Genomic DNA, 22,284 nt, shown 5'->3' on the forward strand with positions numbered 1-22,284 from the left:
CAACGGTGCCGTTCCTTTTTTTCAGCGCCTTCTTTTCCACCAGATTGGCGGGGAAGGGCAGATTGAATTCAATGGGGATGTTGCATTTTAATGGAAAATTATAAAGAGGAAGAAATATATTATGCTCGTATGAAAGAAACAGAAAGAAATACGCTTTCGCAAACGCCTATATATAATTTGTGGAAAAGAAGCAATGGTACGAATTTAAATACCGAAACTTATAATATAAACAGGGGGAATAAATAGTAATAATGATACTACGTTATGTTTTTTAGAATGTAAGACTCTCAGACTGCGAGATATTTGGATAGAATACTGAAAATAGCGGGATGAGTTTCCTGGTGTTTATAGATATATTTGATAAAAATAGGTTTGGCAAATTAATAACAATATGAGAAATTAACATCATCTTTATACATTCAGAGGGGATTGAGACTGTGTGCCTCTTGAGCAAACGAAAACCTGATACTACGGTAAAGATCTGGATTGATATGGAGGAGTACCGCCGGATCAGGGAGAATGAAGAGCAGGGATAACGCCTTACTGTCAATGAAAATAGTATAGGGAACCGAAGTTAAGAAGCTGTTGAAGAAGAATTGTAAGAGATTATGGAAAAAGCTCTGGACCTATATTTCAGGAAGGCGGTTTGAAGCTGTTTACAGAGAAGAATCTAAGTAGCATTGAACTGGCGTATTTTACCATTATCCGAGCGGATAAGTATGATGTGACAGTAATCTCCAGGAATATCGGTCATGTGTGGTATATCCATAATTCAGAATAGCCGACATCAGGGACGTGTGTTACGTTCCATTAACATAAAGTCACCCATCCTTATCATCTGCATGGCCAGAGTAATACACTCTGGCAGGCAATCCGCTCAATCCGGGAGCATGATATTTTCAGATGAATAGGCCACAACCAGTACATAGATAACATAAGCTGGCTTGTTTTTTATGGCGCTGAGGGAGATTTCCTGCAGCACTGTATTTTTAGGGATGGATTTGTCTGAATCCGGTATGACAGCAACCCATTTTATGGAATGTGATCTGTAGTAGTAATGAAACGAAGCTTTAACTGCTTTTTTATTGGATGACAGTTTGACGATAAAGAAGGTTGGCATGAAAAACTTAAGAAAACAGCTGGAACATTTAAGACTAGAAATAATGAAGTCGGAGTTTCTTGAGGGAAAAGTGTTTTTGGGGAGAATCAGTATTATAATACAAGCAAAGGGCAAAGCCCGGGAAAATGGCTTTGCCCTTTCGGAACTATCAACTTATTTTACTTCAGTTTTTTGAATTTACACAAACTTTGAAACAGTCTATGGAAAAATTTTATATTTTATTCAGGGGGTCCTGCATTACAAATATGTTTTTACCACATAAAAATTCCGTTTTCCAATAAACCTGTAACCGCCTCTATAAAAAAATAATCGCCATAAATCAATGGAACGTCCGTCTGCCTGCTGTGATAAGCCACACATCCCTGCGCCAAAAGTGAATCCGTCCGGATATCCCAGTTGCAATGTTTCTCATCCAGTGCTTTCAATATTTTGATTGCCGCATCTGTGTACATCTCTTTTTCTTCTGCAGCAACCTGCCTGCTTAACGCAAGCAGACCGCTGGCTGCAATCGCACCCGCACTGGTATCATATATTACCGGTTCTAAAGGAGCTCTGAAGTCACATAATGGTACATATCCGGTTGCCACCGTATTGGCAATGAAATAGTGGGCACAGCACTTAGCTGCTTCCAGATATTTCGTATTGCCTGTATGCAGATGCGCCAATGTCATCCCATATAACGCCCATGCCTGTCCCCTTGACCAGGAAGCCGAAGAGGAATACCCTTGACAGTCGGGGTATCCTACCAATTCACCCGTTTCCGGATCCAGGTTGGCTATATGATAAACGGAACCATCGCTCCTAAGCAGGTACTTCATAGCTGTATCTGTATGCATTATAGCTATATTTTTATATCTTGGATCTTTTGTATGTTCCGATGCCCAATACAAAAGAGGCAGATTCATCAGACAATCAATTATCATCCAGCCGCTTTTTTCACTGCTTCCTTCACATCCCCATGCACGGATAAATCCTCCTGCCGGATTAAATCTTCCTGCAAGTATGTTGGCAGCATGAAGTGCGTTTATACAGGAGCGTTTATTCCCTGTAATCCGATAATCTGCAACTGCTGAAAGCAGCCACAAGAACCCGGCATCATGATCTAAACCGACAAACTCTTCCAGCATCTGTTCCATCCGCTGTTCAACTGCTTCCGCATTTTTTTTGTATAGTTCTTCTCCGGTTGCTGTATACATCTGCCACAATATTCCGGGCCAGAATCCATTCGTCCACCATGCGATATTCTCTTTTCCCATATCATAATAAGCGCCGCCCTCCGGAATATAGGGTATTCCAGATCCTGTTCTTTCGCATTCCGCCTTTATTTTCAAGCAAAGTCTGTCATAAAGATTTTCCAGCCAAACCTGTTCTTCGTTTCTCATAAACTAACCTGCCTTTTTATACTCTATTCCTGTTTTGACTTATTTCTTATTCTTTAACAGCCCCTACCATAACGCCTTTTGTAAAATGCTTTTGTACAAAAGGATATACGCATAAAATAGGAACTGTGGCTACTATCGTTGTTGCATACCGGATAGTGGCCCCTATAGCCTCCGTGTCACCTGCTCCTGCGCCGGTCTGCATACTCTGTGTGGAAGAAAGCAGTATTTCCCGAAGTATTACCTGCAGGGGAAGTAATTCCCTGTTTCTGATAAGGGCAGAAGCCCAGAACCAGCCATTCCATTTTTCCACACCGTAATAAAGTACCATAACTGCCAGCGTTGCCTTCGACAGAGGAAGAACAATACTAATAAGAATTTTCCAATGGCTCGCTCCGTCAATCTGCGCTGCCTCTATGAGGCTGTCAGGAATGGATTCGAAAGAAGTCCTCAGAATAATCAGATTAAATGTATTTACAAGAAAAGGAATGATTAGTCCCCACAGGCTGTTAGTTAAATGCAGTTCCTTTAAATTCAGATATGTAGGAATCAGGCCTCCTGTAAAAAACATGGTGAACATAATAATCATCATTAGCGGTTTCCTGAATAATAAATCTTTACGTGATAACACATAAGCCCCCAAAGAGGTCATCAGAAGGCAGAGGATTACGCCAACCACCAAAATAAAGATAGTATTTTTGTAACCGCTGATTATATTGGGATTAGCAAACACCTTCCCATAAGATGCCAGTGAAAAACCTTTAGGCAGTAGCAAAGGGCCCATATGCCGCATCATGGCTCCCGGATTACTGATGGATGCCATAAGGCAGTACCACATTGGATAAAGGCAAAGCAGTACCAACGCAGCCAAGAAAATATAGTTAAATGTCTGGAATATATAAACTGGAGCCGATTTTTTTACTTTATTTTTTTTCATATTCATTTCCTTTCCCCTCCATTACCATAAACTTGTTTCTGTGACCTTCTTGCTCAGCTTATTGGCAACCACAAGAAGAATACAGTTGATAACGGAATTAAAAAGTCCTACGGCCGTCGAATAACTCCAGTTCTGTTCCAGTAAACCAGAACGATATATATAGGAAGAAATAATATCTGCCGTTTCATAGGTGGAGGAATTATAAAGAAGTATGGTTTTTTCATAACCCATATTCATCAGTGCACCAATACGCAGAATGAACATAATAATTACTGTAGGCATAATACCCGGCACTGTAACATGAAGCATCTGCTTCAGTTTTCCGGCTCCATCAATGGAAGCAGCTTCATACAGCTGTGAATCGATTCCTGATAATGCGGCCAGATATATAATTGACCCCCATCCCACTTCCTGCCAGATATCGGATATGATGTAGATAGTTCTGTATAAAGATGGATTCTGCAGAAGTGCGGAACGTTCTCCTCCAAAAAATACAATAATATCATTAATCAGCCCATCTGAAAGACAGAATTCCTTCACAATCCCGATTGCCACTACCATAGAAATAAAATGAGGAAGATAACTTAAGGTCTGTGCGACGGATTTAAATGGCTTGCAGGTAACTTCATTTAACAAAAGTGCCAGTACAATAGGTGCGGTAAAACAAAATATCAGACTGTACAGACTCAGTAAAAGGGTATTACGGATTAATCTGTAAAAATAGGGACTGTTGAAAAAACGGATAAAATTGTCGAATCCTACCCACGGACTGTCTGAAATCCCTCTGGCAGGTGAATAATTCATAAAGGAAATAATTACTCCATACATAGGCTTATACATGAAAAGGAAATAAAAAATGAATACCGGAATGATCATTAGATACAAGCTCTTATTTTTCCGCCAATCCTTTTTTACCCTTATTCCAAAATTACTTTCATTCTTTTTTTTCATTCCAATTACCTCTCACCATACGTCGTTGGAAGTGTTTTTCATCGGTATTCCCGATAGAAAACGGGAAGAAGCATCTCCTCTTCCCGTTTGATTCGCCGGATTATCTATTATTAAAGCGTTCCAATGCATTGTTCATGATTTCTGTAGCCCGTTCCAGTCCCAGTTGGTTCAGGGTTTCGATATATTTATCAAAGCCCGTTTCAATATCCTCAGTGCCTAAAATAAACTTTGATGTCATTTCTTCCACATAAGTATTCATTTCGTTGATAATCGTTGCATATTCCACACTTTCTTCTTCGGTAGGAGAGATGGTGGGAAGAGTTGTCTCATCAGATCCGCAGTCGTTCCATGTATACATGGCATCTCTTGCTTCATCGATGTTAAAATACTGAAGCTGATAGTCTCCTGACTGTACAAACGGTCCATTGTAGCAGGCCATGATATATTTGGCCATTGCCTGTCCCACCGGCCAACCATCTTCATTATTCTTAATAATATCCGTGTATACCGGTTTACCGTCTTCCATTGTATAGGAAATGCCTTCTTTTCCGAAGTTAAACATCATATATCCATCTTCGCTGTACCCATAATCCAGCACTTTTGCCGCAAGAACAGGATCTTTGCAGGTTCCGCCGATAGCAATGCCGCCATCAAAAAACTTGGTATTACGGAAACCGTACATAGGTTTGTCTCCCTTATTGAGTACGGGCCATTTGCATGCCGACAATTCATAATCAGGATTTTCCGGTCTCTGTAAAAGAGTTACCGTCTGGAGCGTTCCACCTGTCCATGCCATGGTCGCTCCGATTTTTCCGGAAGCCAACATGGTATTGGTCAAATCCTCCCCTCCCGAAAACATATCAGGATTCAGAAGTCCTTCCTGATACCATTGCTTCATTGTTGTAAGATAATCTTTATATGCTGCCTTGGAAGGACCATATACACATTTCCCATCATCCACAACGAAGGTTTCCGGCGTTCCCCAAGCATATCCAAAGGTCCTGCCTTTATCCGGGTAATACCAGGACAGAGGAATTTCAACACCGTTTTCTTTGAATGCAGTTAGTACATCATGCCATTCTTCAATGGTTTCCGGCAGTTCCAGTCTCAGATCATCCAAAATATCCTTTCTGATCATTGGCCCCATACAGGTACAGCCTTCATCAATTTCCTTTATGCTGGGAAAGCAGTAATATTTTCCGGAATCTGTCTTTACCTGCTTGTCCACATCCGGATTTGCTTCCAAATATGCTTTCAGGTTAGGACAGTAATTGTTAATCAAATCAGTAAGATCCAGGATAACTCCGTCTGCAATTGCCTTCTCAGGTCCACCGGGATAGGTGCTGGAATTAGACCATGTATAATGCCAGAAATCTGGATAGTTTCCATCAGCAATGATCAAATTGAACTGCTCCTTATCCTGCCCTGCCGTGGGATGCTGAAATTCGATTGTAACACCTGTATTTTCTTGCCACATCTTCGCAATTTCTGTGTCTCCCAGACTGTTAAAGTTTGCTGAGACATTTCCATTCAAAACACCCCAGTATGTAAATGTGGTATCTGTGTCGATGGGATATGTGGTCACTTCGGAAGCAGCCTCTTCAGAACCAATTTCCTGCTGTACCTGACCGGCAGATGACTGTGCATTATCCTCTGTATCCACTGATGTTTTTTCGCTTGCACAACCAGCCAAAAGTGATGCTGTCATGGCTAAAGTGAGTATAATACTACATAATTTTCTTTTCATATTTTCCTCCAATACGCCTCGTCTTATACAAAATTATTATTGTGTATTATTTAAAACCTTCTTAGAAATGTCAATTTTAAGCCTTTTTTAAAATTTACAAAACGTTTTGTTAATACACATTTTAGTCATATTACTTTATGATCATATTGCTTTTTGCATCCTTTTTATGTCATATTGTACACAACTCCCTATGGTACTTTTTAAGATGCAATCCTTATTTCAGCTGTACAAAAAAAGAGCGATTCGATTTGAACCGCTCTTCGATTTCCTATACTATAATATTTATTGTTATTTGATTAATCGTCTGTTCCCTGTATTTTTTTGGTGGAATCCCAAAGGTTCTGGAAAATGATTTGATAAAATGTGCATAATCCCGGAAGCCCGAGTCAAAGCAGGCTTCTGTAACAGAACGACCTTCCATAATAAGCTTCTGAGACAGAATCAGCCTCTTGGACAGCACGTAGTTCCACAGGCTATATCCGGTTCTTTCCTTAAAAATACGGCTTAAATAAGAACGGCTTATATTCAGTTGATCCGCGACCGACTGCACCGAAATATCTTCTGTCAGGTGACCTTTTATATATTCTACTGCTTCTCCGATAAGTGGAGACAGCTCAACATAATTTTCTCCTGTATTTTCATCTGATATCTGAAGCTTATTAAGTATCTGCATCAGAATGATATTCAGATAGGACTGCATTAAGATATCCGCCCCTGGCTGTTCCGGATTACTTACATATTTGTTTATTTCTTTTGCACGAATAAAAAATTCTTCAAGTTCCTCATCCGTAAAATGAATAAAGTGTGTTTTTACCCGTCTGAACATACTCTGCAGATTGGTACGCGGTGTAGACAGTTCTGTCAATAAATTATCTGAAATATGAAATACTATTCTCTCATATTCTTTATTATCATTTATATACGGCCTGTGGATCTCACCAGGCGCAATAACCGTAACATCTCCATGTTCCAATTTCTTCCTCATCTCATCAATAGCGAACTCGACTTCCCCCCTGATTAGAAAATGGATTTCATAAAAACGGGTATGAATATGAGTTCCATACTGAAACCGTTTGGTTGTTATCTTATGAACCAATTGGAACGAATTCTCAAAATCGGTGGTTTCATAGTTAATCGTTTTCTGAGTTATCGCCATTATTTCCATCGCTTCCGTTATTCATGAATTGTAGCTATTTTGATTATATCCATACTGCGTTCAGAAATCAATCACCTTATAAGTAACTGGTTTGAGTGTCAAAAGTCGGAATTAATTAGTGGCTGCTTATTTCAATCAAGCCTGTGGTATGAAACCTGGCCCGGACAATGAATGGATTAGACTTGCAGACGGATTGCCATGAAGCAGGATGGAAAAAAGCATGCTGATATGAAATGCAAAAAGCTTTCGGAAACGGTTTACTGCAGAGTACCTGATGGAAGCTAATGAATAAATATATTTTAGCCATTGCCTCCCCAACAGCAGAGCACTTGGTGAATTTCCCAAAGTGGATTTAGAGAAAACGCCCATGTTTGTTGTCTTTGACGTGGATGCTTATTTTAATTCCCGGACGGACAGCATTGTTAAGCCGCCCAAAAAATATTCATTGAATTCAGCCGGGATTATTGATGAAACGATGAGCAAGAATTCAGATTATGCATACACAGTATATACGGATCTGGAACTTCTGAAGGTACGGTTAAAGCAGATATTTAAGAAAAAGATAATCCCAGGGCGGCCAACCATGAAAAATGGAAAGCCTCTGCCCTATTTTGTTTATGATAGCATAGAAGTAAATGTGGACAATGTAAAGCATGTGAAAGAGGTGCTTACACTGCTGAATAAATCGGGGTATCAGGCTGTCGGCAAGATCGAATGGCTGGAACAGTCGGAAAAGCAATCAAAGATGATTCAGACTGTATTGGGCGGTATCGGAGCTGTATCCTTGTTTGTAGCAGCAATAGGAATTGCCAATACAATGGTAATGTCAATTTATGAGCGTACAAAGGAAATAGGCGTGCTGAAGGTTCTTGGATGTGATATGGGCAGCAACATCTCACGGATCCCCTCCTGGCTATCTTTAGCGGCGCTTATATTTGCAGCGTTGGTTGGAATAACAGCAGGGATTTTCCCTGCATTGAAAGCGATGAACATGAATCCGCTGGCGGCAATCCGGAATGAGTAAATGAAATCGGTCATCCATTTTGAAATATAGCTGATTCAAATACAATTTTCCCTTGCTGAACCCGATAGGTCATTACGCCGGATTTCTTTTTTGCCCTGTTTTGGAACACAATGCAGGCAATTTCCGCAACAGCTTCTTTTACGATTATTTTCGTATCGGGATCTGTCAGAGCATCAATTTCCACACTGGCTTTTTCCAGCAGATTGGAACAATAATATTCAATGGCTGCTGTACCATGGTAAGGCCGTTCACTCAGATTGGTTAAAATAATGGCGTCATCGGCATAGTCTTGCGGCAATGCATGAGCATCATGTTTCCTGAGGTTAGATAAATGTTTTTCTACAGTGGCCAGAGTTTCTGGATTTTCGGGAAAAGGGTGTGCCTTAACGCCAAGAGAGGGCATAGACAATGCAGTTTTCGCATAACCAGTTACATAAATGGCTTTATCATTTTCTATCATATAGGTAAAGGAGGCAAATGAAGAAAAGGGTTTTAAAGAGGCTAAAAGAGTGATGTAGCCGCCTTCACTCTGACGAAAAAGGATATCCAGTTTTTCAACAGCCGACTCCACATCCATTCCCAGCTTTGTTGCAAAAGTAAAAGCATTTCTCATGGTATCGGTAAGCGTATCATATCCCATAGTTCTTGTACGGCCATCCAGGCGGGTTATTGCCACGAGATCTTCTGAATAATCTGCTAAGGCCTCATCTAAATTTGAATTTTCCTTCATTTTCATCATAGATTCGATATGGTGGGTCATCAATTCTTCTGCAGTTCTGGACATTTTCTTCCTCCTGTATTCATGTACTTTGAATTATCATAGTATTGCCCTAAAAATGTTTACTGATAAAATTCCGGTTAATAAATGGCTCCTTTTGGGATTAATAAGCCACTGATTTGTCGAAATGGAATAATTGAGGCTTAAAAGTTCTCTTGCGAATATAATTACACATGTGTATATTAATGGATAGGGTAATGGAATTCAATTACCAGATTATTAAAATAATGTAGTAATACTCATATCCGTCAAATATGTGTATTATTTCGGAGGAAAATATGGAAACAAATATAGATCGAAGGATTTTAAAATCACAAAAGGCAATTCAGAATGCTTTCTTGGAAATGCTTCTGAAGGACGGGTTTGACATGATTACAATTAAAGAGCTTACAGAAAAAGCGGATATCAGCCGAAAAACCTTCTATCTTCATTATGTTGATAAATATGATTTATTAAATGCGGTTGTAAATAAACATCTGGAAGAACTGGGGATCATTTGTGAAAAGAAAAAAGATAAGGGGTTTGTTGAAGGCACGGTAATATGGTTCCGTTATTTTGAAGAGAGGAAGGCATTTTTCGCGGCGTTGTTTGCAACAGAGAGTACGGTAGCCTTCCGTAATCGTCTGCTGGATTTTATTATGAACCAACTGAATAATAAATTAGAAGAGAGTTCAGGAAAAAGAAATACGGAGGTTCTTCTAAAATTTATGGGAATGGCTGTTTTGGGGGTAGTGGAATCCTTTGTACTCGATCAATTTCATGGAGGGGTTGAAGAAATAGCCGCTCAGGTAGGAGAATTGCTGGAACAAATAATTACTTCACCTCAATGAGGAATAACCGCATATTCACCTTGGGAAAGTTCGGGTTCATTATTCTGATTGCCTGTGGAGCCTTCGTTGCTCTTCTGTGTTTGCGATAGCTTGATTGTCATTGTATAGATTGCCGTGGTTCAAATGAGAAAAAAGCAACAACAGAAGTATAACTACACCCAATACACAGATGATTGTAATACAAATTGCTCTTTTATTTTTCATTATCTTTGTCTCCCTCACATTCATCATCTTTTGAAGAAAACAATTCTTCCATATATCGCTTTGAAATTTTCAAATTTACCTGAACAGTGACTACGGCTGCAAAAAGCAGAACGGCAACAGGTTCTATCAATCATATCCATGTTTTTCCTGCAAAATATATTTAAAGTAAGCATAACTGGTATGCCTGGAAGAAATAGAATTATTACTTATAACAATATTTATTTAAAATATGACACACTGATGTCATATTCCTCATGATAAGATAAACCTGAAAATAAAGGAGGAGTTATATATGCCATTTGCTGAAATATGCATTTATCAGGTCAAACCGCAGAAGGTCGATGAATTTGAGGCGCTTATGTCTGAAGCCAAAGCTTTTTTGGAAAAGCAGCCGGGGCTGCTTTTGCTTCGGTTTGTGAAGAGAGAGTACCATATAGACATGGAGCAGATTAAAGAAGGACTGCCGCCTCTCAAAATCACGCGCATTGTAAAAAGTGTAAAGTATATGCTTTATTGGGAGTTTGATACGAAGGAAAGCTACGGGGCAGCGCAGAAAAATCTTTACGGCAGCTATTGGAAGCCGATGGAAAAATGCCTGATAGCGCCGCATGATAAATATTTAGGGGAGGAGCTGTTTTCGTGCCGCGAAAACAGGTAAAAAGAGGGATGATATGCAGATAGACAGACTGCTTCAGATTGTGTTCCTGCTGTTGAGCCATGAGTATATAACGGCCAGACAGCTGGCGGAGGAACTTAATGTTTCCACACGCACGATATACAGGGACATCAATATACTTTCGCTCGCGGGCATACCAATTACATCACAAAAGGGATATAACGGAGGACTGTCCTTACTGCAGGGCTTTTCATTGGACAAGTCCTATTTCACGCAGGCGGAGCAAAACAATATTATTCATGCATTGCAAATCCTGAAATCCTCCAATTATCCGGATGCTGATAAAGCCCTGAACAAGGTTGCCGGGCTGTTCAGCCATAATATGCAATCAGAATGGCTGGAGATTGATTTCTCATATTGGGGAAGCCCGGAAAAGGAGCGGCTCAATATTACGGCATTGGAGCGTGCAATCATCAATAAGTATGTGATTACCTTCACGTATTTTAATTCCGAGCTGACGATAACCAGTCAGGCTGTTGAGCTATTAAAAATGGTTTTCAAATCACACGCCTGGTATCTTGTCGCTTATTCCCGGAATAAAAATGCCATCCGTACTTATAAAATGTCCCGCATCAGGGAGCTTCAAATAACAAATCAATTGTTTGAACGCGAACTGCCGCAGGATTTTACCATTACTCCTGCTTATAAAGAGGATTATAATATTCCGATGTTTAAATTGCATTTTTCTGAGAAGATAGCATATAAGGTCTATGATGAATTTCAGGAAAAGTATATTAAAAAATTAGAGGACGGCACGCTGGAAGTATCTTTCAGATACCAGCTCAGTGACTGGACGTTCCTTTACCTGCTTTCATTTGGCGAGTATGTTGAAGTAATTGAGCCTGTTGAAGCAAGGGATATTTTAAAAGAAAAGGCAAAAAAGATACTCGCCATGTACGGATGAATTATAACTGAAACAGCAGTGTACAGTTGAATTTTGCCATATCTTTGGGAAAGTAAATTAATAAGAAAAAGGATACCGCAGGAAGGTATACGGGGAGAAAATAAAAAATGGAAGTTCAAAACAGAGAATTGTATTTACAGCATATGAATGATGAGTACAGGAGAAAGCATTATCCGGAAGGCTCCGTGTTTATGGCCCATAAGAAGGCGCAGAAAGGGGTCAATGCGGGCCTGAACCTGTTTATTTATAGGCGTTTTCCTGGCAGGCAGCGTGGCAGGGCTTGTATGGTCCATAAACAGGGTGCTGGAATTCATCCGGGATGAACAGGAGGATATGCTGGGAGTTGGAATCGGGATTTGTGTCTTTTTCCTTTTGCTGATTCTTGGATTCGGGACGCTTATTTTTGTAATGATAAAAGGTATGGGAAAAAGTGTGGATGACTGGATCCGCATCGTTGCAAAGACAGGCGGCCTGAGTGAACAGGAGGTGTTGGAATCAGCTAGGGCGCTCCAGGAAGAACTGTTGAGCCGTTGCCCCGGAATCGATACCGCCGGCGGCGCCGTACTGGCGGAGTGAGAATGAGAGGAGGATAATTGTATGAAAGTGAGAGACAAATTTGGATGATATAATTTTTGCAAATAATAACTTTGTTTGTCACAACTGGTCAGAAACATTGTCTAATAAGGTATAATATAAAAAAATGGAGGTATTAGCATGCAAAATAAAGAGCCGGAATTGATTGACCAGGCGGTAAACGGCGATAAAAAAGCATTGGAAACTCTTCTTCTAAGTGTTCAGGATATGCTTTATAATCTTTCACTGCGAATGCTGGGAAGCCCTCAGGATGCAGAAGATGCCGTGCAGGAAATCATGATTAAAATCATTACACAGTTATCGACGTTCCGCAAGGAGAGTGCCTTTTCCACATGGGCTTACCGTGTAGCTGCAAATTATCTTATCAACTGTAAAAAGTCAATGTTTGCACAGCGGCCATTGAGTTTTGAATTTTATGGCGAGGACATCAATATGGGGTTTGTCCCAAATACAGAGGATTTACTGCAAGGGGTGGAGGAGGAAATACTGGCAGATGAATTAAAGGCTTCCTGCACCAATGTCATGCTTCAGTGCCTGGATCCTGAAAGCCGCTGTATCTATGTGCTGGGGCTGATGTTTAAGGCAGACAGCAGGGTGTGCGGCGAAATCTTAGGGTTAACTGCCGAAGCCTACCGTCAGCGGCTTTCACGCATCCGTAAAAAGGTAGCTTCATTTTTAGGGGAATACTGTGGGCTTTCCGGTACAGGAAAGTGTAACTGTCGGAAACGTGTGGGATATGCAATCCTGACGCACAGACTTAATCCCGGGAATCTTGAATACAGCTCCCAGGAAAAGCTGGACCATTATGATACTGCAAAATTTACAGAAGCGATGGAAGAGATGGACAGACTGTCCGGTGTTTTCACTCAGCTGCCTCAATACCGTTCTCCTTTAGATGCAAAGAGTTTCCTTAAAAAGCTGTTGAAATCCGGCAGTATGGATGTGATCAGGGCGGAGGTATAGATAGCACGGAGATATAGATAGCACGGGAACCTACATAAACGATGAAAGAAGAAAATGGATTTTCACCAAGATTGAGGAGAGACGTTTTCATTGGAAAAATGTTATTGTAAAAGATAATTGTGAATGGTATATCAATGCATAAAGAAGGTTTTATTTGAAACAGATTCTTAAGAAAAGGTCTGTTTCTTTTTTTTGTCGAAACTTGTGAAAATTAACAGCTGATTAATGGAGCTCAGATAAAAGAATCCGATCACCACCACACTTCGGTTTGATTTCTCAAAAAGATTAAATCGGAGATAGAAAAAGGCAGCATATAAAAAGCAAGAGAAGAAAAGAAATGATATCAGAAAATATGATATGGGAAATCTGTTTTTGTATATTTTTGATTTTCTTATTTCATTAAAATGAATTCAGTATATTCATTATGAGGAAGTTTGTTAAATGACTGGAGGAGAAAAAATGCTGGAATTGAAAAAATTATCCGGAGAGGAAACCGGAGTGTCAGATGAATTCAAGGCGGACTGGGAAGCGGAGAAAATTGATTTTTATGAGGATGTGGCTTATGGAATGGGCGGGGAGCATCCCATGTATCTGGATCTTATGATACCTCAGGAAAAGACGGAGAAAAAACGTCCCATTATCATCTGGGTGCATGGCGGCGGATGGAGCATTCCTGAGCTGACGAAAAAATACCGTCCTGTGAACGCCCTGGTACAGGCATGCCGCATGGGCTTTGTCTGCGCCAGCATTGAGTACCGGCTGGTAACGGAGAAACCCTTTCCCGCGCCGATAGAAGACTGCAAGTGCGCCGTGCGTTTCCTGAAAGCACATGCAGGGGAACTGGGAATTGATCCGGACTGTATCGGCATCTGGGGAGAATCGGCCGGCGGACAGCTGGCGGCGCTGGTGGGCGCTTCCTATGGGAATCCCCGCCTGGAAGGAAACGGCGGGTGGCAGGAATACAGCAGCGAGGTCAAAGCAGTCTGTGACTGGTACTGCGGCGGGGATATGACGCACATGGGAGCGTATGTCTGTCCGGAAGTACAGGCGCGGGCGGAGGAACTGGGCATCCGGCTGACTCTCATGCCCGGGCAGCTGGAGAAGCAGGAGGATCCAAAGAGTTCAGCCCAGAGGGAAATTTTTGAGCAGATGTTTGGAGTGCCCGGCAGCCAGGCCCCTGAGCTTTCCATGGATATCAGCCCGATTTTTTATGTGGATCAGAAACAGCCGGCATACCTTTTGATGCATGGAGACTCTGACCAGGCGGTAACGCCGGAATTTTCCTATAATTATTATGACGCCCTGCTCAAATACGGCCATGATGCCACCTTTGTCCTGGTTCCCAGACAGGGGCATGGTTTCTTTAAAGGAGAAGGGTATTATGATATCGTACTGAATTTCTTTAAAAAGAAGCTGGTGCCGTAACCGCAGAAAGAAAGGAAAGCTCATGAGACAGCCTGTTTATTATGAAGAACTGAAAGAAATAGAAAAGCTTCCGGTTGCTCTCCCAAAGGTGACCGGTCCGCTTCCCAATACAGATGAATCCTATCCCTTTAATGCCGCAAACCGTCAGCAGAAGCCGTTTGATCTGGAAAAATACGGTTATGTGGAAGAGGAATATCTTATCAGCGGATATGCCAATGTATATGAATATCATGACGTGGGGCTGTATCCGAAAATCCGTTGTCAGGATGGAAGCTATTGTACGCGAATTCTGGTACGCCGTCCCAGGGATCCTCATAAACAAAGTGATTTCGCCATACTGGAGATTTTTAATTACGCCGGGGCGGAACGCGCCTTTGCAGGCTGGGGATACTGCGCAGAATATATGCTTTCCAGGGGAGATGTATGGGTAGGCATTACCATACGGCAGAACGCTGTTGATAATTTAAAAAAATTTGACGCAGTAAGGTACACCGCTCTTGGTTTCCCCAATCCTGTTCCTCCGGACAAAAGAAAACAGGGCAGGACGCTGACAGGGGAAATGGAGACGAAGGAGAGCGGAGAGTTTGAAAGCGGGCTGGCTTACGATGCCATGAGTCAGGCGGCGGCGCTTCTAAAATCAAAAACTCTGCAGAATCCTTTGTACGGCAGCAGCATTTCAGGAAAAGCCGCCAGATATGTGATCGGCATGGGGGCATCAGGCTGTGATCTGTCCCTTTATGCAGCCGCGCTTCAGCCGTTTGCTACGATTGACGGCAAAAACCCCTGTTTTGACGGCTTCCACATCCATATGACCGGTTATCCCGGCTGCATCAGCAACGGAGAGACGCGTTTTGAAGCCAATGATGACAGATGCAAAATTATGACCAATGTGCCGCTTGTCTGGACACAGACCATGGGAGACATGCGGGGCGGCGGTATACATCCCAGTTATTCTTATATGTACCGCTGGCCGGACAGCGATCTTCCCGGGCGGCAGCACAGGCAGTACGAAATAGCGGGCGCCGCTTTGGGTATGGACTGGGATATGGCGGTCTGTCCCTGTGCAGAGGATCTGCAGAAGTATAATGGGGAGGGGAAGGAATTTCCCCTGGAACGGTATTTTGGGGAAATTCCGTTCCATTATGTAATCAGGGCAGTGCTGGATCATCTGAAAAAATGGATCCGGTATGGGATTCCCGCACCGAAATCAGCCTATATCGAAATGGAAGGGGAATATCCGGATGCGGAATTCGTGCTGGATGAGCATGGCAATCCCAAAGGCGGCGTCCGTTCTCCCTACGTGGATGTTCCCGTTTGTACCTATACCTGGAAGGATGAACCGGGTGCCGTCCGCAATATAATCACGCCCTTTTCTCCGGAAAAACTGAAGTCGCTTTATCCAACCCACGATGTATATCTGCGGAAGGTTGTAAAATCGGTTATGGAGATGATCCAAAACGGATTTCTCCTCCCGGAGGATGCTTCGGAAATTATTATGGAGGCAATGGACGCTGCTGTTCCGGAATAACAAGGAGAGAAAATATAATGGATGATATGAAAGCTTTATTTGAAAAAATGCGCGCTAAAATGGATATGGTCAGAAGTGTTTTCGGAGAGGAAAATCTGGCGGCGGTTCCGCTGTTTGAGAATTGTCTGTGCTATCCCATGGATCTGCTTACAGAGCTTGCAGGTATGGCATGTGAAATTGAAGAACTGGATTCCCCGGAAGAGATCAGTTCCCGGCTGGAAGCCTTCCGGGAACTGAGGCTGAAAATTGAAAACAGGAAGCAGGAACGTCCCAGGCTCATGCTGTGGCCGGAAAACAGGGTGCCCTCGCTGACGGAATACACGGATAATTCTGCATACAGGTATAACCACAATCCTGATTTTGCCCCTTTTATGTATGAAATGCTTGTGCCGGAGGAGGTGACGCCGATGGGAGCGATCATTCTGTGCGCCGGCGGGGATCACGGCTTTACAGTTTTGTGCGAGGGTTATCAGGTGGCCAGGGACTTCAACCAAATGGGCTATCAATGCTTCCTTCTTTTGAACCGTACCAACTTAAATCCCTGGAGCGGCAAAGAGGCGGGAGCGGATGCGGCAAGAGCCATACGCATAGTCAGGGCAAATGCGGAAAAATATCGTGTGAAGAAAAACCAGATCGTATTTGCAGGCTTTTCCAACGGCGGACTGACAGGAGAGGCCTGCATCCGTTATTATTCCGGGGAACAGAGAATGTCGGAGGTGTTTCCTGATTATGAGGAGGATGCGCTGGATCAGGTCAGCGCATCAATGGATGCTTTTCTCTGTATTTACGGACCGAGGATGAATCATGAAACCTTTGATTATAGCAGAGTGGTATATCCCCCGGTATTCCATGCGGTGGGTCTCGAAGATTTTAACATGGATAATATAAATAAACTGTATCCGGATCTGGTCAGCCATGGCGTGACGGTTGAAATCCATACCTTTTCCGGTGTGCCCCATGGTCAGGCCGGGCGGAAGCTGCTGGACGGATATGTAAAGTATCCTAATTTTGAAATGTGGGAGCTACTGGCGGAGCAGTTTATGTGGAATATACTGGGAAAAGAGCAGCGGGATTTGTTTCAGGATTGATTATGTGATAAAATCTGAATGGTGAATTTCAAATCTGTTTTCGGGGAAAAGGATTTACAGAGAGGATGGACCGGAGACTGCAGAAATAAAAGCGGAAAGCATAAATCCGCAGAAGTGAATTGCATTAACAGGGGGGATAGTAGTTGCGGAGTAAAAAAAGATCCATAAAAAGATATCTTCTGATAGGAGGTATCGGCGGTTCCGTTTTGCTGCTTTTGCTTTTACTGTGCTTTGGTGGATATATCATATTGCAGTACCGCCATGTGTATAAGAGGGACCATGAGATTATGACTTCGGATTATGCACAGCAGCTTGCGCAGGATATCAGCTCTATGGAAGCCTATATTAAGAACCTGTATGGAAATAATGTGCACTATCAGATATTGAAACGTTCCCAGATCACGGAAAGCCAGTGGATGCTTGCTTCTTATTACCTGAACAATAATTTCAGCAGCAGGGCAGACAATCTGGACTATTTTGGCGGCATTTTTTATTATGATAAGGCCTGGGATTCCCTGCACAGCGAATTCAGCGGATTTACTTTTACAGGAGACAGCTATCGTTTGAACCAGGCAATTAAGCGGGAAGCACGCGCCCATATGGATGAAAAGATGCCTTATAAAGAAATAATGACCTATGAGGGAGAAGCTTATCTGCTGTATATCCTGGGAGATCGGGGGAAGCTTCTGGGGTATGCGGTTAACCTGTCCCAATATTTTGTGTTGAGAGAAAATATGCAGCTTGTGATTTCTGACAGGGAGGGGAATATCCTGGTAAATCAGGGAGATATGCTTCTGGAGGAAGAGGCCATTGCACAGAAGCTCAGGAACAATACGGAGAGAGCAGGTTTAACGTATATGATTTCCAGGAAGGATCTGGAGGGAGAGAATCTCCGTATCCTGCTGGTACATAAGGATGAAAAACTTGCTTTCTGGAACCAGATGGAGTTCTGGCTGTTATTTATTTTAATCCCGCTGACAGCTTTTGCTGTCCTTTGGAATGTATACCGGTTTGTAAAGCGGATTATTTATCAGCCAATCGATCACTTTGTGCACCGCCTTACAGAAATGAAAAAAGGAGAGCTTCCTGAAAATTTCGGGGAAGCGGGAAAGGAAAACCAGCTGGAGGAAATCCGGCTGATCAATGAAAAGCTGGATGAGCTGATCACGGAAATGGGCAAACTGGAGCAGGAAAGATACGAAAAGGAGAAAGAGGCCAACGCGGCTTTATTACAGTATTATCAGCTACAGGTCAGGCCTCACTTTTTCCTGAACTGTTTGAATATTGTGGCCTCATTGCTGAATGAAAATGATGTGGACACGGTAAAAACAATGATTTATGCCGTTTCCAGGCATTTCCGATATGTATTTCAGGATTCGGACAGTCTGGTTACGCTGGCAGAGGAGATAGAAGAGGTGAAAGCCTACTGTAATATTTATATTATCAGAAACGCAATGCCGATTCTTCTTCAGATACAGCTGGACGAAGAGGACGAGTCCTATCAGGTGCCTATTTTATGTATTCAGACTTTTGTAGAGAACTCCATAAAACATGCGGTGAGTAAAAACAGGGTGCTTTCCATTTCCATTATGGCAGACAGAATAGAGGATGAAGAACAAAGGTATATCAGAATCCGGATATCGGATAATGGAGAGGGATACCAGCCGCAGCGGCTGGAGGAGCTGAACAGGCCTGTAACGCAGTTCCAGTATCATTCCAGGCAGGTTGGGGTTGATAATATAAAGTACCGGATATATTTGCTATATGGAGAAAGGGCGAGGCTCTATTTCTATAATAGTCCCACAGGAGGGGCTGTTACGGAGATACTGCTGCCCCGGGAAGAAAATGAACATACTGATAATCGATGATGAAAAAACAATATTAAAAACAGTATATTCCCAGCTTATGGAAATGGAGCTGGGGATGGAAAGAATTGATACGGCAGACAGCGCCGGAGAAGCGAAGGAATGTATGAAAAAATACCATTATGATATTTTCCTTTGTGATATTGTCATGCCTGAAATGGACGGCATTACTTTTGCAAAATGGGTGCTTGAGGAGCATTCAGATGTAAAAATTATTTTCCTGACGGCATATGCGGATGTGAAATATATGAAGGAAGCAATTTCCATGCAGAGCTTCGATTATGTACTTCAGCCTGTCAGTACGGAGGAGTTAAAAAGTGTTGTGGAGCGGGCGGTATCCCAGATTAAGATTGAGAGAAAAAATCTGGAGCTGATGAATAAAGGCGCCTTTTTTCAGACCTATGAAGAGAATATTCTTGAAGTGGGAGCGCTGCAATATCTGGAAGGCAGGAATACGGATGATTCCTATATCCGCAGATTGATTTCTTACCATAATATTAACAATGCAGGAGAATCGGTTTATTTGCCGGTATTGGTACAGGTGCTGAAGACGCAGAAGCATCTGGAAAAAATTGAAAAGCCTATCCTGCGGCTGATTTATCAGAATATCCTGGACGAGGTATTCCAGGAGCTGGGAGTGTACAGCATTGTCATGCTGGAGGAAAACAGTACGGATTTCGCCATGCTTTTATATTGGAAACGGGAGCTGGCTTATGAAAGGGAGGTAATTTCAGATAAGCTGGAGAGCTTCCGCATTCTGTCCTTCCGCGTCCTTCTGACCACAATGGCAATATACTGCGGCAATGTCTGCGGGCCGGCTGAACTGCCCAAATATTCGCTGCCTTTATTCCAGGCCCAAAGAGATAATGTGCGTCAGGAAAGCCGGGTATTTCTGCCGCGGGAAAATGAGAAAGAGGCAGGCAGCAATTCCTACAAGCTTCAGCTGAATATCTGGAAAAAGCTGTTGGAGCAGGAGCAGTTCCAGGACTTCAGGGACAGCATCCTTTCTTATATAAGCAATGACTACCGCGGTCGTATGAATGCGTCTGGCATGATGAACCTGCACCAGAGTATAACGCAGATTTTACTGGCATATCTGGTAAACCATCAGATTGGAAGCGATGTGATTTTTGATGAGGAGCTGCCTTATCTGACCTATATGAACGCCTGGCAGAGGTATGACCTGTTTGAAAAGGCGATGACCCATATCACTGAAAAGCTGCAGAAGCTTATCGGCAGCAAGGATACCAGGGATGTGGTGCAGGAAACCATCAAGTATATCAGGCAGCATCTGGACAGCGATGTGTCGGTATCGGAAATTGCGGAATTTGCCGGAATGAATCCTGAATATTTAACAAAGCTGTTTAAAAAGAATACGGGTTATACCTTAAAGGAATATATCGTGAATGAAAAAATGGAGTCGGCCAAAATGCTGCTGACCACAACAACATTACCTGTAACCCTCATATCCAGCCATGTGGGATATGGGAATTATTCCAATTTTACCAGAAGCTTTAAGCAGCTGACAGGCTGCACCCCCATGGAATACCGGAAGTCGGCCGCGAATCAGAAAATGCAATAAACCTTCTCTGATTTTGCATATTTTTCCCTCCCTGATTTGACTAGAATAGGCTTATCAGTTGAATGACTTAATCAATAGGATAAGGGAGGTAATGTAATGAAAAAGAAGCTGTTGTCACTGATTCTGGCCGCTGTAATGGCAGGCTCTCTGGTTGGCTGCGGTTCAAAAGCGCCGGCTGCAGCTGCGTCTTCGGAAGCCGGGAGCGCAGAAGCACCGGCCGCAGGGGCTGCGGACACGGCAGAAGGTGCAAAAGGCTTTGCGGCAGCGGGAAATCCGGAGGAATGGCCCACAATTACGGTACAGGTGCCTGTACTGAGCGAAATGGCGGATGAGCAGATGGTTGAGGATGCCTTAAACGAGTATCTGGTATCCATTAACGCCGGCGTAAAGGCTGATATGGTACAGATGACTTTAGGAGATCTGTCTACCCAGCTGACTCTGATGCTGTCTGACAACCAGCAGCCTTTGGACCTGTTTTGCTGGAGATTCTATTCTACACTGGACGGATGCGTGAAAAATGAGCAGTGCATCCCATTGGACCAGTATCTTGATGTCTATCCCGATTTATGGGAAATGTATCCTGAAAATGTGCTGAAAACGCAGCAGATCAGCGGCGTACAGTATGCGGTTCCTTCTGTGGACAGCTACGCAACCTATGATGTCTATGCTTTGAGAAAAGATGTGGCTGAGGATCTTGGCATTGCCGGCAGAGACGGAGAACGGATCACTCTGGATGAGATGACGCAGATCATGAAGGATGCCAAGGAAATCCATCCGGAATTTGCCTATATGGTGAATACCAACAACGAAGCGGTTATCGGCATCGACAGCCTGGGAAACAGCAACTGGCTGGGTGTTCTGATGAACCGGGGCGTGGGCACGAAGGAAATTGTAAATCTCTATGAAACGGAAGAATGGCGTAATTTCTGCATCCGTATGAAGGAGTGGAAGGATGCCGGAGTGATGATGGATGATCCGTTAAATAACGAGATGACAATTACTCAATATAATAACGGCGTTTCCGCAGGCTGTTACCTGGGCGGGTATAGCCCGGATTACATCAAGGCTCTGATCGCTTACAGCCCTTACGAGCCCATTGAATTCCAGCTGACGGACATGGTTGGCACAAGCGCTTCCGTACTGGGCGGCTGGATGATCTCCACCGTCTGCAAGGAACCGGATGCAGCCATGAAGATGTTGTATCTGATGGCAACCGATGAAAATGTGGCCCGCTACTTTATTCTGGGAATTGAAGGCGTGCACTATACCGTGGATGAAAAGGGCATTGCCCGCCGTCCTGAAGGCGTTACCCAGAACAACAGCACATGGAACCAGGATTGTCCCTGGTTTTACCCGAACCAGTGCCTGAGCATTCCGCTGGAAACAGAAATGACAACCTATTATTCTGATATGCTGGATGCCCCGGACCATGCAAAGTTCTCTGAAGCTATGGGCTTTGTATTTGACAGCGCCCCGGTTTATGACCAGATGGCGGCATGTACCACGGTTGTGGCGGAATACAGGGACGCCCTG

21 protein-coding genes are annotated in these 22,284 nt (G+C 43.0%); 15 read left to right on the plus strand and 6 right to left on the minus strand.

Annotation, left to right across the window (positions count from 1 at the left end):
- Positions 1 to 90: 90 nt before the first annotated feature.
- The 3 genes from HMPREF1548_RS29600 to HMPREF1548_RS29605 all read left to right on the plus strand — a co-directional run bounded on the left by HMPREF1548_RS29600 (position 91) and on the right by HMPREF1548_RS29605 (position 1,295).
- The gene (locus HMPREF1548_RS29600; protein WP_021637884.1) at positions 91 to 246 is read left to right on the plus strand and encodes a hypothetical protein; all 156 of its coding nucleotides are present in this window, start codon (positions 91 to 93) and stop codon (positions 244 to 246) included.
- Between the two features lie 400 nt (positions 247 to 646).
- Positions 647 to 781, plus strand: a complete 135-nt coding sequence (locus HMPREF1548_RS30620) for a hypothetical protein (RefSeq protein ID WP_021637885.1) — start codon at positions 647 to 649, stop codon at positions 779 to 781.
- Positions 782 to 1,118: 337 nt separating this feature from the next.
- Positions 1,119 to 1,295 (plus strand): hypothetical protein, encoded by a 177-nt coding sequence (locus HMPREF1548_RS29605; protein WP_021637887.1) that lies wholly within the window; start codon positions 1,119 to 1,121, stop codon positions 1,293 to 1,295.
- Positions 1,296 to 1,371: 76 nt separating this feature from the next.
- On the opposite strand, the gene HMPREF1548_RS18165 is transcribed toward HMPREF1548_RS29605, so the two are convergent.
- From HMPREF1548_RS18165 to HMPREF1548_RS18185, 5 genes are all read right to left on the minus strand, one after another.
- A complete protein-coding gene (locus HMPREF1548_RS18165) occupies positions 1,372 to 2,502 on the minus strand; it encodes a glycoside hydrolase family 88 protein (protein ID WP_021637888.1) in 1,131 nt (376 codons plus the stop codon).
- Between the two features lie 46 nt (positions 2,503 to 2,548).
- The gene (locus HMPREF1548_RS18170) at positions 2,549 to 3,442 is read right to left on the minus strand and encodes a carbohydrate ABC transporter permease (protein WP_021637889.1); all 894 of its coding nucleotides are present in this window, start codon (positions 3,440 to 3,442) and stop codon (positions 2,549 to 2,551) included.
- A gap of 15 nt (positions 3,443 to 3,457) precedes the next feature.
- Complete coding sequence (locus HMPREF1548_RS18175; RefSeq protein ID WP_330413825.1) at positions 3,458 to 4,240, minus strand: ABC transporter permease; 783 nt, start codon at positions 4,238 to 4,240, stop codon at positions 3,458 to 3,460.
- A 247-nt stretch (positions 4,241 to 4,487) separates the two neighbouring features.
- Positions 4,488 to 6,134 carry an extracellular solute-binding protein gene (locus HMPREF1548_RS18180; RefSeq protein WP_021637891.1) on the minus strand — a complete coding sequence of 549 codons (1,647 nt, stop codon included), beginning with the start codon at positions 6,132 to 6,134 and terminating at the stop codon, positions 4,488 to 4,490.
- 268 nt (positions 6,135 to 6,402) lie between these two features.
- Positions 6,403 to 7,290, minus strand: a complete 888-nt coding sequence (locus HMPREF1548_RS18185; protein ID WP_198168649.1) for a helix-turn-helix domain-containing protein — start codon at positions 7,288 to 7,290, stop codon at positions 6,403 to 6,405.
- A 346-nt stretch (positions 7,291 to 7,636) separates the two neighbouring features.
- Between HMPREF1548_RS18185 and HMPREF1548_RS18190 the strand changes: the two genes are divergently transcribed.
- Complete coding sequence (locus HMPREF1548_RS18190; RefSeq protein ID WP_198168650.1) at positions 7,637 to 8,314, plus strand: ABC transporter permease; 678 nt, start codon at positions 7,637 to 7,639, stop codon at positions 8,312 to 8,314.
- Between the two features lie 10 nt (positions 8,315 to 8,324).
- Here the strand turns inward: HMPREF1548_RS18190 and HMPREF1548_RS18195 are convergent, their stop codons facing one another.
- On the minus strand, positions 8,325 to 9,098 hold the full coding sequence (locus HMPREF1548_RS18195) for a hypothetical protein (protein WP_021637895.1): 774 nt from the start codon (positions 9,096 to 9,098) through the stop codon (positions 8,325 to 8,327).
- Between the two features lie 272 nt (positions 9,099 to 9,370).
- Here HMPREF1548_RS18195 and HMPREF1548_RS18200 point away from each other — a divergent pair, with 272 nt between their 5' ends.
- The 11 genes from HMPREF1548_RS18200 to HMPREF1548_RS18255 all read left to right on the plus strand — a co-directional run.
- Positions 9,371 to 9,922: a TetR/AcrR family transcriptional regulator gene (locus HMPREF1548_RS18200; protein WP_035322800.1), complete on the plus strand. Its 552-nt coding sequence runs from the start codon at positions 9,371 to 9,373 to the stop codon at positions 9,920 to 9,922.
- 496 nt (positions 9,923 to 10,418) lie between these two features.
- Positions 10,419 to 10,784, plus strand: a complete 366-nt coding sequence (locus HMPREF1548_RS18205) for an antibiotic biosynthesis monooxygenase family protein (RefSeq protein WP_021637900.1) — start codon at positions 10,419 to 10,421, stop codon at positions 10,782 to 10,784.
- Positions 10,785 to 10,797: 13 nt separating this feature from the next.
- Positions 10,798 to 11,706 carry a helix-turn-helix transcriptional regulator gene (locus tag HMPREF1548_RS18210; protein ID WP_021637901.1) on the plus strand — a complete coding sequence of 303 codons (909 nt, stop codon included), beginning with the start codon at positions 10,798 to 10,800 and terminating at the stop codon, positions 11,704 to 11,706.
- A gap of 270 nt (positions 11,707 to 11,976) precedes the next feature.
- On the plus strand, positions 11,977 to 12,282 hold the full coding sequence (locus HMPREF1548_RS29120; protein ID WP_286138133.1) for a hypothetical protein: 306 nt from the start codon (positions 11,977 to 11,979) through the stop codon (positions 12,280 to 12,282).
- A 138-nt stretch (positions 12,283 to 12,420) separates the two neighbouring features.
- Positions 12,421 to 13,263, plus strand: a complete 843-nt coding sequence (locus tag HMPREF1548_RS18225; protein WP_021637904.1) for an RNA polymerase sigma factor — start codon at positions 12,421 to 12,423, stop codon at positions 13,261 to 13,263.
- A gap of 459 nt (positions 13,264 to 13,722) precedes the next feature.
- Positions 13,723 to 14,688, plus strand: coding sequence for an alpha/beta hydrolase (locus tag HMPREF1548_RS18230; protein WP_055725926.1), 966 nt, complete (start codon positions 13,723 to 13,725; stop codon positions 14,686 to 14,688).
- Between the two features lie 22 nt (positions 14,689 to 14,710).
- Complete coding sequence (locus tag HMPREF1548_RS18235) at positions 14,711 to 16,216, plus strand: alpha/beta hydrolase domain-containing protein (protein WP_021637906.1); 1,506 nt, start codon at positions 14,711 to 14,713, stop codon at positions 16,214 to 16,216.
- A 17-nt stretch (positions 16,217 to 16,233) separates the two neighbouring features.
- Positions 16,234 to 17,304 carry an alpha/beta hydrolase gene (locus HMPREF1548_RS18240; protein WP_021637907.1) on the plus strand — a complete coding sequence of 357 codons (1,071 nt, stop codon included), beginning with the start codon at positions 16,234 to 16,236 and terminating at the stop codon, positions 17,302 to 17,304.
- 143 nt (positions 17,305 to 17,447) lie between these two features.
- The gene (locus HMPREF1548_RS18245; RefSeq protein ID WP_021637909.1) at positions 17,448 to 19,172 is read left to right on the plus strand and encodes a sensor histidine kinase; all 1,725 of its coding nucleotides are present in this window, start codon (positions 17,448 to 17,450) and stop codon (positions 19,170 to 19,172) included.
- Positions 19,150 to 20,751, plus strand: a complete 1,602-nt coding sequence (locus HMPREF1548_RS18250; RefSeq protein ID WP_021637910.1) for a response regulator — start codon at positions 19,150 to 19,152, stop codon at positions 20,749 to 20,751. Before HMPREF1548_RS18245 ends, HMPREF1548_RS18250 begins: the two co-directional genes overlap by 23 nt.
- A gap of 96 nt (positions 20,752 to 20,847) precedes the next feature.
- Positions 20,848 to 22,284, plus strand: a 1,437-nt coding sequence (locus HMPREF1548_RS18255; protein WP_021637911.1) for an ABC transporter substrate-binding protein, incomplete at its 3' end; no start/stop codon positions are given.

The organism is Clostridium sp. KLE 1755, from assembly GCF_000466465.2.
GTDB lineage: Bacteria > Bacillota > Clostridia > Lachnospirales > Lachnospiraceae > Eisenbergiella > Eisenbergiella porci.